Annotated in this window: 12 protein-coding genes and 2 pseudogenes; 7 read left to right on the top strand and 7 right to left on the bottom strand. The window is 68.2% G+C overall.

Translation table 11 applies throughout. The features are described 5' to 3' along the window. Nucleotides 1–7 precede the first annotated feature (7 nt). From ACFFIA_RS21770 to ACFFIA_RS21780, 3 genes are all read right to left on the bottom strand, one after another. Nucleotides 8–838, bottom strand: coding sequence for a carbohydrate ABC transporter permease (locus ACFFIA_RS21770; protein ID WP_377253455.1), 831 nt, complete (start codon nt 836–838; stop codon nt 8–10). Then, the gene (locus ACFFIA_RS21775) at nt 838–1,782 is read right to left on the bottom strand and encodes a carbohydrate ABC transporter permease (RefSeq protein WP_377253456.1); all 945 of its coding nucleotides are present in this window, start codon (nt 1,780–1,782) and stop codon (nt 838–840) included. The genes ACFFIA_RS21770 and ACFFIA_RS21775 overlap by 1 nt, the downstream gene beginning before the upstream one ends. A gap of 69 nt (nt 1,783–1,851) precedes the next feature. Beyond that, nucleotides 1,852–3,105, bottom strand: coding sequence for an ABC transporter substrate-binding protein (locus ACFFIA_RS21780; RefSeq protein WP_377253457.1), 1,254 nt, complete (start codon nt 3,103–3,105; stop codon nt 1,852–1,854). Nucleotides 3,106–3,252: 147 nt separating this feature from the next. On the opposite strand from ACFFIA_RS21780, the gene ACFFIA_RS21785 reads away from it, so the two are divergent. Together ACFFIA_RS21785 and ACFFIA_RS21790 are read left to right on the top strand one after the other, a co-directional pair. Continuing rightward, nucleotides 3,253–4,029 carry an IclR family transcriptional regulator gene (locus ACFFIA_RS21785; protein ID WP_377253458.1) on the top strand — a complete coding sequence of 259 codons (777 nt, stop codon included), beginning with the start codon at nt 3,253–3,255 and terminating at the stop codon, nt 4,027–4,029. Between the two features lie 391 nt (nt 4,030–4,420). After that, a complete protein-coding gene (locus ACFFIA_RS21790) occupies nt 4,421–5,923 on the top strand; it encodes an alpha/beta hydrolase-fold protein (RefSeq protein WP_377253459.1) in 1,503 nt (500 codons plus the stop codon). A gap of 244 nt (nt 5,924–6,167) precedes the next feature. On the opposite strand, the pseudogene ACFFIA_RS21795 reads toward ACFFIA_RS21790, so the two are convergent. After that, nucleotides 6,168–6,405 (bottom strand): annotated as a pseudogene (locus ACFFIA_RS21795) (transposase); the annotation flags it as partial. 286 nt (nt 6,406–6,691) lie between these two features. Between ACFFIA_RS21795 and ACFFIA_RS21800 the strand changes: the two are divergent. Beyond that, entirely contained in the window at nt 6,692–8,179 is a 1,488-nt protein-coding gene (locus tag ACFFIA_RS21800) for an alpha/beta hydrolase-fold protein (RefSeq protein WP_377253500.1), read from the top strand. 216 nt (nt 8,180–8,395) lie between these two features. Continuing rightward, nucleotides 8,396–8,518 (top strand): annotated as a pseudogene (locus tag ACFFIA_RS21805) (IS3-like element ISAar45 family transposase); the annotation flags it as partial. A 143-nt stretch (nt 8,519–8,661) separates the two neighbouring features. Here the strand turns inward: ACFFIA_RS21805 and ACFFIA_RS21810 are convergent. Together ACFFIA_RS21810 and ACFFIA_RS21815 are read right to left on the bottom strand one after the other, a co-directional pair. Continuing rightward, nucleotides 8,662–9,219: a dihydrofolate reductase family protein gene (locus tag ACFFIA_RS21810; RefSeq protein WP_377253460.1), complete on the bottom strand. Its 558-nt coding sequence runs from the start codon at nt 9,217–9,219 to the stop codon at nt 8,662–8,664. A gap of 20 nt (nt 9,220–9,239) precedes the next feature. Then, the gene (locus ACFFIA_RS21815; RefSeq protein WP_377253461.1) at nt 9,240–9,596 is read right to left on the bottom strand and encodes an isochorismatase family protein; all 357 of its coding nucleotides are present in this window, start codon (nt 9,594–9,596) and stop codon (nt 9,240–9,242) included. Between the two features lie 47 nt (nt 9,597–9,643). Here ACFFIA_RS21815 and ACFFIA_RS21820 point away from each other — a divergent pair, with 47 nt between their 5' ends. Further along, complete coding sequence (locus ACFFIA_RS21820; RefSeq protein ID WP_377253462.1) at nt 9,644–11,206, top strand: AMP-binding protein; 1,563 nt, start codon at nt 9,644–9,646, stop codon at nt 11,204–11,206. After that, on the top strand, nt 11,203–13,185 hold the full coding sequence (locus tag ACFFIA_RS21825) for an alpha-ketoacid dehydrogenase subunit alpha/beta (RefSeq protein WP_377253463.1): 1,983 nt from the start codon (nt 11,203–11,205) through the stop codon (nt 13,183–13,185). The genes ACFFIA_RS21820 and ACFFIA_RS21825 overlap by 4 nt, the downstream gene beginning before the upstream one ends. A gap of 331 nt (nt 13,186–13,516) precedes the next feature. Here the strand turns inward: ACFFIA_RS21825 and ACFFIA_RS21830 are convergent, their stop codons facing one another. Beyond that, nucleotides 13,517–13,651 carry a hypothetical protein gene (locus ACFFIA_RS21830; RefSeq protein ID WP_377253464.1) on the bottom strand — a complete coding sequence of 45 codons (135 nt, stop codon included), beginning with the start codon at nt 13,649–13,651 and terminating at the stop codon, nt 13,517–13,519. A 136-nt stretch (nt 13,652–13,787) separates the two neighbouring features. Here ACFFIA_RS21830 and ACFFIA_RS21835 point away from each other — a divergent pair, with 136 nt between their 5' ends. Beyond that, nucleotides 13,788–14,723 carry a succinylglutamate desuccinylase/aspartoacylase family protein gene (locus tag ACFFIA_RS21835; RefSeq protein ID WP_377253465.1) on the top strand — a complete coding sequence of 312 codons (936 nt, stop codon included), beginning with the start codon at nt 13,788–13,790 and terminating at the stop codon, nt 14,721–14,723. The last annotated feature ends 5 nt before the right edge of the window (nt 14,724–14,728 follow it).

Genomic DNA, 14,728 nt, shown 5'->3' on the forward strand with positions numbered 1-14,728 from the left:
GCGCGACTCACCCCTTTACAGCGCCGGCGGTCATTCCGGCTACGACGTATTTCTGCGCGAACAGGTAGAAGGCGACAGCTGGCAGTGTGAACATGAACGCGACCGCCATGATCGTCTGGATCGGAGTGCCAAGTTCGCCGATGAAGTTGGCGATGCCGACGGAGGCGGGCTGCTTGTCCGGCGTGAAGATGAACGTCACCGCGAACACGTACTCGTTCCAGGCGTGGAAGAACGAGATGACCGCGGTGGCCGCGATCGACGGCGCGATGAGCGGCACGTTGACCCTGGTCAGCACCTTGAACGGCCGTGCCCCGTCAACCCGGGCGGCCTCCTCCAGTTCGCGGGGGATGCCGTCGATCGCGCCTTTGAGGATGAGCGCGACGATCGGCAGGACGAAGGCCGAGTTCACCAGTACCAGGCCGGTCAGCGAGTCGAGCAGTTCGAACCGCCGGAACAGCGAGAACAGCGGCACGACCATGAGCGCCTCGGGCAGCATCTGGGTGAACAGCAGCACGAGCGTCATGACAGCCTTGCCGCGGAACGAGAAACGCGACAGCGCGTAGCCGAGCGGGATGCCCAGGCCGACCGAGAGGATTGTCGTGCCGAGCGCGATCAACAGGCTGTTGAGCAGCCAACCGGTAGCCTTGCCCTCGGCCAGAGCGTCGATGAACACGCCAAACTCCGAGAAGTCCGGCAGGAGCTGGGCTTCCGCGCCGAACAGGTCGGCGTTGCTGGTCAGTGCCGTGACGATCATCCAGTACAGCGGGAAGACAGCGACCCCGAGCACGACCAGGACGGCCAGGACACGCGCGGTGAGGCCGATCCGGAACCGCCGCATCACACGTCCCCCTTCTCGGCGGCGCGGGCGACGAGCCGGCTGCCCATGATGACGATGAACGAGATGATGACGCCGACCATGCCGATCGCCGCGGCGGAGCCGAGTTCCTTGGAGTCGAAGGCCTGGCTGTAGAGGTCGATCACCAGGGTTTCGGTAGCGCCGACCGGCCCCCCTTTGGTCATCAGCCAGATCAGCTCGAACCGCCGCAGCGACCAGATCGTCATGAGCAGGGCGAGCAGCCCGACGGCCGGCTTGATGACCTGCCAGGTGACGGCCCGAAAGGTCCACCACCGGCCGGCGCCGTCCACGGTCGCGGCCTCGGTCAGATCCTGCGGAACCGCCTGAAGGGCGGACAGCAGCACGACCGAGGTGAAGGGGAACAGCTGCCAGATGGTCGTCACCAGGATGGCGGGCAGGGCGTACCGCGGACTGTCCAGAATGGAACCGCCCGGGACGCCCAGGCCGATCGCGTTCAGGAACCGGTTCACGATGCCGTACTGCGAGTTGAACATCCACGTCGCGATCAACGCGACCGCGATTCCGGGGGCCGCCCACGGCACCGTGATCAGCGCGCGAACTACGCCTCGGCCGCGGAAGGCGGTGTTGAGCAGGAGCGCGACGACGAGACCCGAACCCACGGCGCCGACGACGCAGGCGACGACGTAGATGAAGGTGGTCAACAGCGTCTGGTGGAAGCTCTCATCGCTGAAGATCCGTACGTAGTTGTCGAGTCCCACCCACGTGCTGCGCGTGGGATTCAGCAGTGTGGTCCGCGTGAAGCTCAGGTAGATCTCCTGCGCCAGCGGGACCGCTTGGAAGACGAGGACGAAGAGGGCGGCGGGTGCGAGAAAGAGGTAGGGGGTCCACTTGCTTCCCAGAGGGCTGGGCCGGCGCCGGTTCGTGGGTCGCCTCGCAGGCGCTTTGGTCTGTTCCAGCACGGTCATCGGGTCGATCCTTCGTCAGGTAGGACGTCGCCGGCGCGGGGGTGTCCTCGCGCCGGCGACGTCGCCAGGTCAGCGGACCAGTTCGGTGGCCTGCTGCTGGGCCTGGTCCAGCGCGGTCTTGAGGTCGACCTTGCCTTGCAGGGCCGCGATCACGTTCTGCACCACGACCTTGCGGATGTCCGGGGTCTTGGCTTCGAAGCCCAAAACGATCTGCGGCAGGCTGGAGTCGGTGAGGTCGTCGAAGACGGTGAGGAAGGGGGTCTCCTTGAGCTTCTCGGGGCTCCGCTCGGTGACGGTGGCGACGCTGCTGGCGCCGAGGATCTCCTGAAGCTTGACCTGGTTCGCGGGTTCCAGCGCCCACTTGATGAAGGTCGCGGCCGCTTCCTTGTTGGGGCTGTTCTCATTGATCACGATCGGCGCGAGGATGGCGCCCTGGCTGCGGACCGGGAACGGGATGGGCGCGACGCTGAAGTTGAGGTTGGGGTTCTGGCCGCGGGTGGCGGAGACGTAGCCACCGTTGTTGAGTTCCATCCCGACCTTGCCCTCGGCGAACATGCGGCGGAACGTCGCCGCGTCGGCGCCGCGGGGGATGACGTTGGCGTCGTAGAGGTCCTTGTACTTTTGCAGGCCCTCAAGGTTCTTGGCGGAGTTGATGGTCAGGGTCTGGCCGTCGGACCAGGCGCCGCCGAAGCCGTAGACGTAGTTGAAGATGTCCTGCCACACGCCCGCTTCCTCAGCTTCGGTCTGGCGGAAGGCCAAGCCGAAGACGTCGCCCTTGGTCAGCGACTTCGCGGTGTTGAGGAAGTCGTCGTACGTCTTCGGCGGGGTCTTGATCAGGTCAGCGTTGTAGAACATGGCGTAGTTGGACGCCTCGAAGATGAGGCCGTGCCGCACGCCGTCGTGGACCATGAACTGGTCTGGCTGCTTGAGCAGGTCGTACTTGCTGACGTCGACGAGGTCGTCGAGGGGCGCGACCAGGCCCGCGTCCGAGGCGGACTCGAACTCCGGCATGTCGAAGCGGATCAGGTCGGGCCCCTGGCCGCTGCCCATCTGGGTCAGGACGGTCTGGCCGAAGGTCGGGTAGGGCACCGCCGCGGAGGTGACCTTCACCTCGCTCTGGCTTGAGTTGAAGGTTTCGAGCCACTGCGTCAGCAGCGGGCCGCGTCCCGGGTCGCCAAAGGTGGAGGCGGCGAACGTCAGGTTCTTCACACCGCCCTCGGACTCGCTGTCGTCGCCGCCGGAGCAGCCATTCAGAAGTAGTGCCGCAATGCCGATGATGCTGGTTGCCATGACCGTGCCGCGGCGAACGCGTTGCTGTCTCATCGTTGCTCCCATGCAAGAGTTCGCAGGTCGGGGGCGCTCGTTTACGTGCTTGCAACGATCGTAGGAAGATATGCAACGGTGTCAAGTAGCGATTGCGCATCGCATGCACTACATTGCACATAGCGCAACCTTTCGGGGAGGCATCCAGTGGCGCAATCGATCCAACGGGCGATCAACCTCATCCGCCGATCGGCGGAGCACCCGCTCTCGCTCACCGAGGCCGCCGAGGTGCTTGGAGTCCACAAATCGACGGCGCTGAGGATCCTACAGACCCTCGAGGCCGCACGGTTCGTGCGTAAAACCGGCGCGGGCACGTACGTGCTGGGCAGCGGGATCATCGAGCTGGCCGACCTCGCGATCGGCTCGATGGACCTGCGCCAGTTCGCCGCGACCGAGCTGCGCCAGCTCCAACGCCAGACCGGACACACGGTGCACCTGGCCCAGCTCACCGGCGACGAGATCATCTACATCGACAAAGTGGACAGTCCCGCGTTCGACGCGGTGAAGCTGCCTTCCCGGATCGGGCGAGCCGTCTCGCTCTACGCCAGCGCGGTCGGCAAGGTGATCCTCGCCCACCTGCCGCGGGAGGAGCGGGACCGGCTGCTGGCGCACGTCGCCTTCGAGCGGTACACCGCCACGACGCTGGCCGATCGTGAGGCCTTTGAGGCGGCGCTCGTCCAGGTCAAGGAGCAGGGCTGGGCGGCCGACAACGGTGAGCACGACGCCTACGTCATGTGCGTCGGTGCTCCGGTCAGAGATTCGCGGGGGCAGGTCGTCGCCGCCCTGTCCATCACCGCGATCGAGGTCATCGCGACCCTCGACCAGCTGATGGAGAGCCTTCCGCTCGTGTTGGAGACCGCGGCCCGGATCTCGCAGGAGCTCGGTTACACGCCGCCGGACCCGCCCCAGCAGCCGGTCGCCTGAGCTGGCGGGCAGAGTCGCGTTGACGGCCTCGGCGTACGCCGAGGCCGTCCTTTCGTCGATGCCGCGACGCGAGTGCCTCTCCCGGATGGGCTATGCCGCCGACATGGCCCGTACGCAGGGCGAGATCGTGGCCGACGGCCGGTTCGGGATCCCGGCCGTCGTCCATCAGATTGCGTAATACGCAATGGCTTTCATGTGATGTGCAATTGGGTCTTGACAACGTTGCGCATTGCGACACTATCGTTGCAGCCATGTGAACGATCGGGCCTTGATGTCGGGTCTGGTCGTGTTCGTCCGATGTAGGGAGAGGCATATGCCCGTGGCACATCCCCATCGCTCACTCACAACCCCGCCGCGAAGAAGGCTGACGGCGTCAGTCCTCGCCAGCCTCGTGGTCGCTGCCGGGACGCTCGCGGCCGGTGCGGTCGCGGCGCCCGCGGCGGCGGCCCCGCTGGCCCCGCTGGGGCCGAAAGTCATCAAGACCGACGCGCCGCCCACCGGCTACGTGGTGACCTTCCGGTACCAGGCGCCGGAAGGCGTCAACCAGGTGCACATCTACGGCGACTGGTTCTTCGCGAACCCCAGCAGTGTCGCCGACAACCACCCGCCGTCAGAGTGGCAGCCGGGCGACACGGCGGCGACTCCGTGGCGCATCATGCCCATGCGGCGTGGTGCCGACGGGGTCTGGGCGGTCACGGTCCCGTTGCCCGGCGGCACTTTCCGGTACGCCTTCACCCACGACTGCGTCAACGTCGAGGCGACCGGCTGCACACTCCACGACGACCCGGCCAACCGCTGGCAGATCCAGCCGCAGTACCCGGGCGCTCCCGGCGCCGTCCGCAGCACGATCTACGTGCCCGGCAGCGCCACCTTCCCCACCTACGACAACAGCTACCAGGCCCCGCCGAAGGCCAACAAGGCCGGGAAGCTGGAGTCGCGCCGGTACACCTCGCCGCTGTCGACCAACCCGGCCGGCGTGCACGACATCGTGGTCTACACCCCCTGGGGCTACGATCCCAACCGAGTCACGCCCTACCCGACGCTTTACATCAGCCACGGCGGCGGCGACCACTCGACGGCCTGGACGATGCAGGGCGTCGCGCACCACATCCTTGAGAACGCGATCGCGGACAAGGCGGCGCAGCCGATGGTGTTGGTCTCCACGGACTTCAACGGCCTGCCTGGTGGCAACCAGGGCTACGCGAACGAACTGCGAAACAACGTGATCCCGTTCGTGGAGCAGAACTACAACGTCTCCAAGCGTTCGCAGGACCGCGCGTTCGGTGGCTTCTCGGCCGGCGCGAGCCGAGCCTTCACGATCATGTACGACAACACGAACCTGTTCGGCTACCACGCCGCCTGGAGTTCAGGTGCGCCGGCGCCGAGCCAGGTCCAGATCGACAGCCTGAAGACGGCGCCGGGTGGCGTCCTGTTCGGCACCGGGCGGCAGGACGGCAGCACCGCCACGAGCATGCAGACCCGGGCCGAAGCCCTGCGGACGGCCGGTGTCGACATCGACGAGTACTACGTCGATGGCATGCACACGTGGCACGTGTGGCGTCCCATGCTCAACAACTACGTGCGTACGCTCGCCTTCCGCACCACCACGACATCGCTGGAGTTCCAGACCGCGCCGGTCGGGCAGTCGCAGAACGTCAAGCTCACCGCCACCGCCCGGGTCGGCACCGTGACCAACGGCACGGCGTTCCCGTCCGGCAAGGTCGAGTTCTACGCCGGGGACAACCTCCTCGGCTCCGCCAAGGTCCAGAACGGCCTCGCCACCATCAGCAAGACCTTCCACCGCGGCTTGCTCGACGACGGCCCGCTGGTCGCTCGCTACCTGGGCGACAAGACGCTCAACCCGTCGGCCAGCGCCGGGAGCGACGTCTTCTGACCCGTCCCAATCCTGGTTACCCGCGTGCGGTGGCACCTTATATACGGATATACGGTGCCACCGCACCGCCGCGATGCGGCGCGCGCGAGAGCAGGCAGAGACCGGCTGAATTCATGGATCGCCGTCGCGGTGAAACCAACCGCGACGGCGAGGCAACGGATGAATACGTGCACCGTCAACCGACAGCGAGATGATTCGCGACGACTGCTGGAAACCACCCGCGGTCGTGGGGCCGGTTCTGTCATTCGGTCATCGCGTCGAGGACCTTGTCGGTGATCGTGGAGATCCTATGCTTCGACACCTCGGTGCCGTACCTCGGCCAGATGGGCGGCGATCTCACCGCGGGTCAGGCCCTTGGCCGACAAACGACAGGACCAGGTCGTCGACCGGTCAGGCGCCGCTGCCGCTTGCGTACGATCTGCGGCTCGAACGTCCCCGCGGCGTCGCGGGACACGGACCTCGACCGGGCCGACGTTCTGGCTCCGCGGCACCGGCGTCCGCGCCTGCGCAACCCCGGCCGTCGTACGGCGAAGGTGCGCATCCTCACCCCCCAGGGCCAGTACGTCACATGCCAGTCAACCCGCCCCCGTACCCCAGTTACGAATGTTCATGGACCAGGCGCGATCGCAGGTGCAATGGAGGAACGACATGAGCAGCATGAATGACACCGGGGCACGTCCCCGTCGTACATCCCCGTCAGGTAGCCGGTTGGCCCGGTCGGTCCTGGCGGGTCTGACGGTCGCCGGAACGCTGGCGGCCGTGGCAGTCATGGCTCCCGCGGCCGCAGCGGCGCCGTCTGCCCCCCTGGGGCCCGAGGTAACCAAGACCGACCAGGCGCCGGGCGGATACGCGGTGAAGTTCCGCTACCAGGCGCCCGAGGGCGTCACCGCCGTCCACGTCTACGGCGACTGGACCTACACCAAGCCCGACAGCGTCGTCTGCAACGACTGTGGCGACGGCCGTCTGCCGTGGGACTGGCAGCCGGGCGACATCGCGGGCACCCCGTGGCGCACGATCGCTATGGAGCAGGGCTCCGACGGCGTGTGGGAGACCACTGTCCCGCTGCCGGCTGGCACGTTCCGCTACGCCTTCACCCACAACTGCGCCAGCCCGACCGCGAGCGGCTGCGCCCTGCACTACGACCCGGCCAACCCGTGGGAGATCTTCCCGCAGTACACGGGCGCGCCCGGCGCGGTGCGCAGCACCATCTGGGTGCCCAGCAGCGCAGAGTTCCCGACCTACGACACCGATTACCAGAAGCCGACGGCCGCCCACAAGACCGGCACCCTCGAGTCTCGCCGCTACGCCTCACCCGGCTCGACCAACCCGCCCGGCGTGCACGACATGGTCGTCTACACACCGCACGGCTACGACCCCAACCGGGCAACCCCGTACCCGACCCTGTACCTCAGCCACGGCGGCGGTGACCACTCGACCGCCTGGACTATGCAGGGGGTCGCCCACTACATCCTGGAGAACGCGATCCGGGAGGGCGTGGTGCAGCAGATGGTGGTCGTCTCCACCGACTTCAACGGCCTGCCCGGCGGCAACCAGGGTTACGCCAACCACCTTCGCGACATCGTCTTCCCGTACGTGGAGCAGAACTACAACGTGTCGACCCTTTCCGTGGACCGCGCGTTCGGCGGCCTCTCGATGGGCGGAAACCGGGCCACCACGATCCTGTACGACAACACCGACCTATTCGGTTACCACGCCATCTGGAGCTGGCCGGCGGCGGCCGCCAACGCGGCCCAGGTCGAGCGCATGAAGACAGTGCCCGGTGGTATACACATCGGCACCGGCCTGCAGGACCGCCTGGGCAACACCGCACAGCTATCGATCGCGCGGGTCGCCGCCCTCAAGACGCAGGGCGTCGACATCACCGAGTACAACGTCGACGGCGTGCACACCTGGCACGTCTGGCGTCCGCTGTTGAATTACTACCTGCGCAACATGGCGTTCCGCACCACTACTACCGGCCTCAAGGTCGAGACCGCGCCGGCCGGCAAGTCCGGCAATGTGCGGGTGGCCGCGACCGCGACGGTGGGCGCGGTGACCACCAACGCCGCCTCGCCGACGGGCAAGGTCGATTTTTACGCTGGCGACACCTACCTCGGGTCCGCCCCGGTCCGGCACGGCGTCGCCCACTTCCGCAAGGCGGTCAACGGTGCGCTGCTCGACGCCCCGGTGGTCGCGCAGTACCGCGGCGACAAGCTGTTCAACGAGTCCCGGAGCACCGCGCTGGACGCCGGTTGACCTGGCCTGTTCCGCCCGCCCCGACCGGTCCGGAAAGCACCTAAGCCGGCACGGGAACTGCGGTGGCACCTGCTTCTGGCAGGCGCGACCGCAGTTCCCGTGCCCGCTCCCTGGCCCTGTGCCGTCGTGTTACGCCGGTCTGGCCGACAACGACGACGCGGTCAATTGACCGAGAGCTCCGGCGTGTAGCCGAGTTCCTGGGAGATCCGCGTCGAGGTCAGACGCGACTTCACCGCTGACGGCCCGAACCGGTTGTGGCTGGCCGACATCACCGAACACCGCACGGGCGAAGGCAAGCTCTACCTGTGTGCGGTCAAGGACGTGTGGTCGAACCGGATCGCGGCGGACCTCATCCGTATCGGCGGCGAGAGCCTCCGGGCACTTGGCCATGCCGTGCGGCCACCTCGACGCCGACGACGCCACGCTGCGGGCCGCAGCGACCGCGACGTGTCTGGACGAGGTGAGCGATGGACTGCTGTGATTCAGCGCGCGCGGCGGTAGTGCATGGCCACCGCGCCGTTGCGGAGCGGCTGCGCCGAGAGCAGCTCGAGCTGGCGCGTGCCGGGCAGCCCGCCCTGGTACAGCGTCGGGCCGTGGCCGGCGATCCTGGGATGGACGAGCAGCTTGTACTCGTCGATCAGGTCCAGCCGGTCGAGCTCGGTCGCGAGCTTGCCGCTTCCGAGGAGGACCCCGGCCGGGGTCGCGTCCTTGAGCTTCTGCACGCCCTCGCGCAGATCGCCGGCGATGTGGTGGCTGTTGGTCCACGGGAAGTTGTTGCGCGTCGACGACACCACGTACTTGGGTTTGGCCTCCAGCTTGACCGCCCACTCGCGCATGGCCGGCGGCGCCTCCTCGTCGCCGCGGGCGACGGCCGGCCAGTAGCTCTCCATCATCTCGTAGGTGACGCGACCCCACAGCATTGCCCCGCTCTCGTCCATGAGACGGGTGAAGAGGGCGTGCGTCTCGTCGTCAGCGATCCCTTCTTCGTGGTCGACGCAACCGTCCAAGGTGAGGTTGAGGCTGAAGGTGAGGAGTCCCATGGCCGGCGAGTCTAACGCCACTACGGCGGCGAGCGGCGCGTCCGCCGTTCGCCACACCGCCTCGGTAAAGGCCAAGTAGCCCCAGGCCGCGGCAAGCCGGCGCACATGGCACCCGTGTCGGTGGGCACATGGACCTTCGTACGTCTCACCGCGCGTTTGGCGGCCGGGCCGACGGTCGACTCGACGCAGGTGGTCGCGCAGATGCCGCCGAGGACGACGATCGTGTCCACCTGAAGGCGGGTGAGGAGCCGACCGAGACCTGCGCCGAGGAGGGCGCCGAACCGGTTCTTACGGACGACGTGCTCCCGGCCGGGGACGCAGCCGGCGCGAAGAAGTCGGTTTCCCACGTCCCAACCCTTGCCATCAGCGGACAACACCTGGGTATTCTAAAACGCATGTTTCGGCTAGTGGCACCGATGCTGCCATGGATCTGATGGGCACCCGGACGGTGAACGACGTCCTGATCGATCGAGCCGGCCTGTATCCGCAGGCGCCGTTCCTGGTCGCCGAGGACCGGGACGGACGCGTGGTCGAGTTCTCGTACGCCGACTTCCTTGAGCGTGTACGGTGCACGGCTGGAGGTCTTTCCCAGGCCGGTGTCCGGGCCGGGGACTCCGTCGTTCTTCACCTTGAGAACAGTGCCGAGTTCGTGCTCACTTGGTTCGCCGTCCTGTGGGCGGGCGCCGTCGCCGTTCCCTCCAACACCGCGAACACCGCGAGCGAGCTTGACCACGTGATCGAGCTGTCCGAGGCGAGGACCGTCATCACGTCGGAACGGCACGGCGACGTTGTCGTGCGAGCTGCTGCCCCTCACCACGGTCGTCTCCGGGTGCTCGTCGCGCGTGGCCGGTCGGCGCACCTGGGCGCCGCGCACCTCGACGAGTTCGACGCCACGCCGGTCGCCCCCGCCGCGGTCGGCTCCGAGGACCTCGCCGAGCTGATCTTCACCTCCGGCACGACCTCCAAGCCCAAGGCGGTCATGCTCACCCACGCCAACTGCCTGCACGCCGGCGAGGAGATGTCCAAGGGACTCGCCCTTGACGCCTCGGACCGGCTTCTGACCACCTTGCCGCTGTTCCACGTGAACGCCCAAGCGGCGACGGTACTGCCCGCACTCACCGTGGGCGGGACCTGCGTGGTGCTTGAGGAGTACAGCGCGAGCCGCTTCCTGAGCCAGGTCCGCGGGCATCGTGCGACCTCGGTCAGCCTCGTCGCGATGCAGGTCAGGACGCTGCTGGCCCAGCCGCCACGACTCGATGACGCGGTGCATCCGGTGCGGCGTTGCTTCTTTGTACTCCCGGTGACCGCGGAGGAGCGCGCGGCGTTCGAACGGCGTTTCGGCATCCGTCTGACGTACGGCTACGGGCTGAGCGAGGCGATGATGCTACTCAGCCTGGCCCCGCTCGCCGGCGACCCGCACTGGCCGTCGATCGGGCTGCCCACCATCAACCGCGACGTGCGTTTGGTCGACGAAACAGGCTCGGAGGTGCCCGTGGGTTCGCCAGGCGAAATCGTCGTCGCCGGGACGCCCGGCCGCACCCTCATGAAGGGGTACTTCCGAAACGAGGGGGCGACAGCGGAGGCGCTGCGGGACGGCTGGCTTCACACCGGTGACGTCGGACGCTTCGACGAAGACGGTTTTCTTTTCTTCGTCGACCGGCGCAAGGACGTCATCAAGCGGTCGGGGGAGAACATCTCTGCCGCCGAGGTCGAGACGACCCTTGCCGCTCACCCCGGGGTCGTCGAGGCGGCGGTCATCGGCGTGCCCGATCCGATCCGCGACGAGGCGGTCTGGGCCTACGTCGTTCCCGACGGCCCGCTCGAGGAAGCGGAACTGCTGGAGTACTGCCGCGAACGGCTCTCGGCGTTCAAGGTGCCGTCCGAGGTCGTTTTCGTCACGTCGCTACCGAAGACCTCGATCGGCAAGATCAACAAGAGTCTTCTGCGCGCCGAAGCCGCAGGCGGCGCGACGGAGCCCGGCGAATGAGCGTCCCGGAAGGGCTCGGCGACCTCGTCGAGATGTATCGGCGGATGGAGCGGATCCGCTGTTTCGAGACCCGTGCCAGCCAGCTGTACCGCGACGGCAAGGTCCCCGGCTTCGTTCATCTCGCGATCGGGCAGGAGGCCACCGCGGTGGGCGCCTGCTTCGACCTCCGCCCGCAGGACACGATCACGTCGACGCACCGGGGACACGGGCACGCCCTCGCGCGAGGTCTCACCTCCGGTGAGATGTTCGCCGAGCTGATGGGCCGCGAGACCGGCGTGTGCCGGGGCCGTGGCGGTTCGATGCACATCGCCGATCCCGCCCGCGGCATCTTCGGGGCGAACGGCATCGTGGGCGCCGGGATCCCCATCGCGGCCGGCGCCGCGTTCGCCGCCCGATACCGCGGGACCGACGGGATCGTCGTCGCCTTCCTCGGCGACGGCGCGATCGCCACCGGCGCCTTCCACGAGGCGGCGAACCTCGCCGCGCTCTGGAAGCTGCCGCTGGTGCTGTTCTGCGAGAACAACGGCTTCTCCGAGTTTTCCCGCTTCGAGGACCAGCACCCGGTCGGCCTCGCCGAGCGGGCGACCGGCTACGGGCTACGGTTTCGCCAAGTCGACGGCAACGACGTCGCGGCAGTGCGCACGGCGATGACGGAGGTCGTAGCCGATGTGCGCGCCGGCAACGGCCCGTACCTCGTCGAGGCGGTCACACTGCGCCACCGCGGACACTACGAGGGTGACCCGCAGCTCTACCGCGCGGAGAACGACCCGGCCCTCCTCGACGCCGCGGACCCCCTGGGCATCGCCCAGCGCACCCTCCGCGACCTCGGCGTCGAGGAGCACGTACTCGACGAAGTGCGCGCTCAGGTTGACGCCGAGATCGAGGACGCGGTGCGCATCGCCGAGGCAGCGCCGCTCCCCTCCCCTTCAGCTCTGCACGACGGCGTGATCGTCGTGCGGGAGCCCTCGCCCCCGGCTGTGCTTGAACCGCTCGCGCAAGTCGGAGCGGAGACGTGGAAGCTCTTCCAGGCCGTCGGCGAAGCGCTCCGCGTCGAGCTGGATGAGGACCCGTCCGTGTTCCTCGCCGGTATCGACGTCGGTCGGGGCGGCAACGTCTTCGGGATCACACGCGGTTTGGCGGAGCAGTTCCCTGGTCGGCTGTGGGACACCCCCATCTCCGAAACCGCGATCATGGGCCTCGGCACCGGTGCCGCCATGGCCGGGCTCCGGCCGGTCGTCGAGCTCATGTACTTCGACTTCCTCGGCGTCTGCCTCGACCAGCTCATGAACCAGGCCGCGAAGCTGCGCTACATGACCGGCGGCCGTGTGCCGATGGCTCTGACGGTGCGCACCCAGTTCGGCGCGGGACGATCGTCCGGCGCCCAGCACTCCCAAAGCCTCGAGGCCCTCCTGGCCCACATCCCGGGCCTCACCGTGCTCATGCCCTCCACCCCGGAGGACGCCTACGGCCTGCTGCGCTCGGCCATCCGAGACCCGAACCCGGTCGTGTTCGTGGAGAACCGCCTGCAGTACGGGATGAAAGGCCCCCGGGTGCCGCGCGAGCACCTCGTCCCGATCGGGCGAGCGGCGATCCGGCGGGAGGGGAGCGACGTCACGATCGTGTCCTACTCGCGGCTGTCGATCGTTTGCGTCGAGGCGGCCCAGGAGTTGGCGGCGGAGGGGATCTCCTGCGAGGTCATCGACCTACGCACGATCGCGCCCCTTGACGTCTCCACGGTGCTCGCCTCGGTCGCCAAGACCAGCCGGCTGCTCATCGTGCACGAGGCCGCCCGCGACTTCGGCGTCGGTGCCGAGATCGCGGCACGGGTGGCCGCAGAGGGCCTCTGGTACCTCGACGCCCCGATCACCCGCGTGGGCGCGGCGTCGACCCCGGCGCCCTACAGCCCGCCCCTGGAGGGCGAGTGGCTGCCTGGCAAAGAGGACGTGCTGCGCGCGGCACGGGAGTTGGCGCGGTTCTAGTGCATTTCTTGACGTCCCGTACGTCGGTCGCCGCAAGCAGTCCCCAGAGCCAGGGGTTGGCCCTGGCGTTGAGTTGATCGGTGGCCACCGTGGTCGCGGCACGGTGTCGCAGGTGCTGGCCGCCGCGTCGCCGCGTGCGGCGGGGCAGTGCCGCACGACCGCACCGCTCACGCACTGGTCATCGCGGTGGCGACGGCGCTGCGGAACGTACGCCGCTTGGACATCGCCGTCCTGATGTAATTCTCGGCAGAGGACGTCGATCACCGCAGGAGCGGACGTATCGCGCCTTCGAGACGTTGATGTGTGGAGTAGACCCCAGCGATCATCGCGATTAGCCACGATGGCGCTTGCCATCCGCCACGAGGGCGCGCAGCACGTCGAGGATGACGGCTACGTCGATGCCTTCCGGGAGGAACGCACCGGCCACCAGAGGTAGCAGCCCGAGCGCGGCAGCGACCATCGCCATTCGCATCACATGCCGGATGCCGCCAACCCCCGCGACTTCTCGCCAGCCGCGCCTGGAGCGTCAGCGACCGAGAGGTTTCACGCGGCGGACTGCCGTCCCTTGTCCTTAGCTTTGAAACTGTGGTTTCATTTCTCCGATGACTGCGGATCATGGTACGACAGTTGCCCGCGTCCCGCTGGCTGGCGGCGCCGTGCTGACCACCGTGCGAGGGGCTCGGCCGGGGCCGACGCTGGCGTTGCTGGGTGGTGTACACGGCGACGAGGACGAGGGCGTGCTGGCTGTGCACGAGGTGGTGCGGGAGGCGTCCCGGGCGCCGCTGGCCGGCACTGTCCGGGCGGTCGCTCCCGCGCACCCGGCCGCGTGGGCGGCGTACAGCCGCACCGGCCCGCTGGACGGCGAAAACCTGGCGCGGTGCTTCCCCGGCGACCCGGTAGGCGGCCCGACCGCCCAACTGGCGGCGGCGATCACCGCGGACGTGATCGACGGTGCGGACCTGCTGATCGACCTGCACTCGGCCGGCGTCGCGTACCGGATGCCGCTGTTTTGTGGTTTCAGCCGTGCTGGGGCGGTGGCTGAACGGTCGCGGCGTGCGGCGATCGCGTTCGGGGCGCCGTTGATCTGGGCGCACCGGGAAACGGCGCCCGGGCGTTCGCTGTCCGCCGCCGCCGACCTGGGCGTCCCCTCCATCTACGCGGAGTGTTCCGGTGGTGGTGGCATACGCGCCCATGAGCTGGCCGCCTACGTACGCGGCGTGCGGAGCGTCATGGCCCATCTCGGGATGCAGCCCTCCACGAAGGTGGAGACCGCCGCGCCGCGGTGGGTCTACGGCGGCGGAGACCTGGACGCGGGTGCCGTCTCCGGCCGTCCCGGGTTTTTCGTCAGCGTGGCGGGCGCCGGCGAGGCAGTGGCCGAGGGGAGCGAGATCGGGCGGCTCTACGGCTTTGAGGGGGGCCTGCTCGACGTGGTGCAGGCGCCGGCGCCCGGTGTGGTGATGTTCCTGCGCCGGCAGTCCCGCGTGCGGACTGGCGACGTGCTGTACGTGCTGGCGCGACTCGAGGACGAAAAGGAGTGAGGCCG

The organism is Phytohabitans kaempferiae, from assembly GCF_042433955.1.
GTDB classification, from domain to species: Bacteria; Actinomycetota; Actinomycetes; order Mycobacteriales; family Micromonosporaceae; genus Phytohabitans; species Phytohabitans kaempferiae.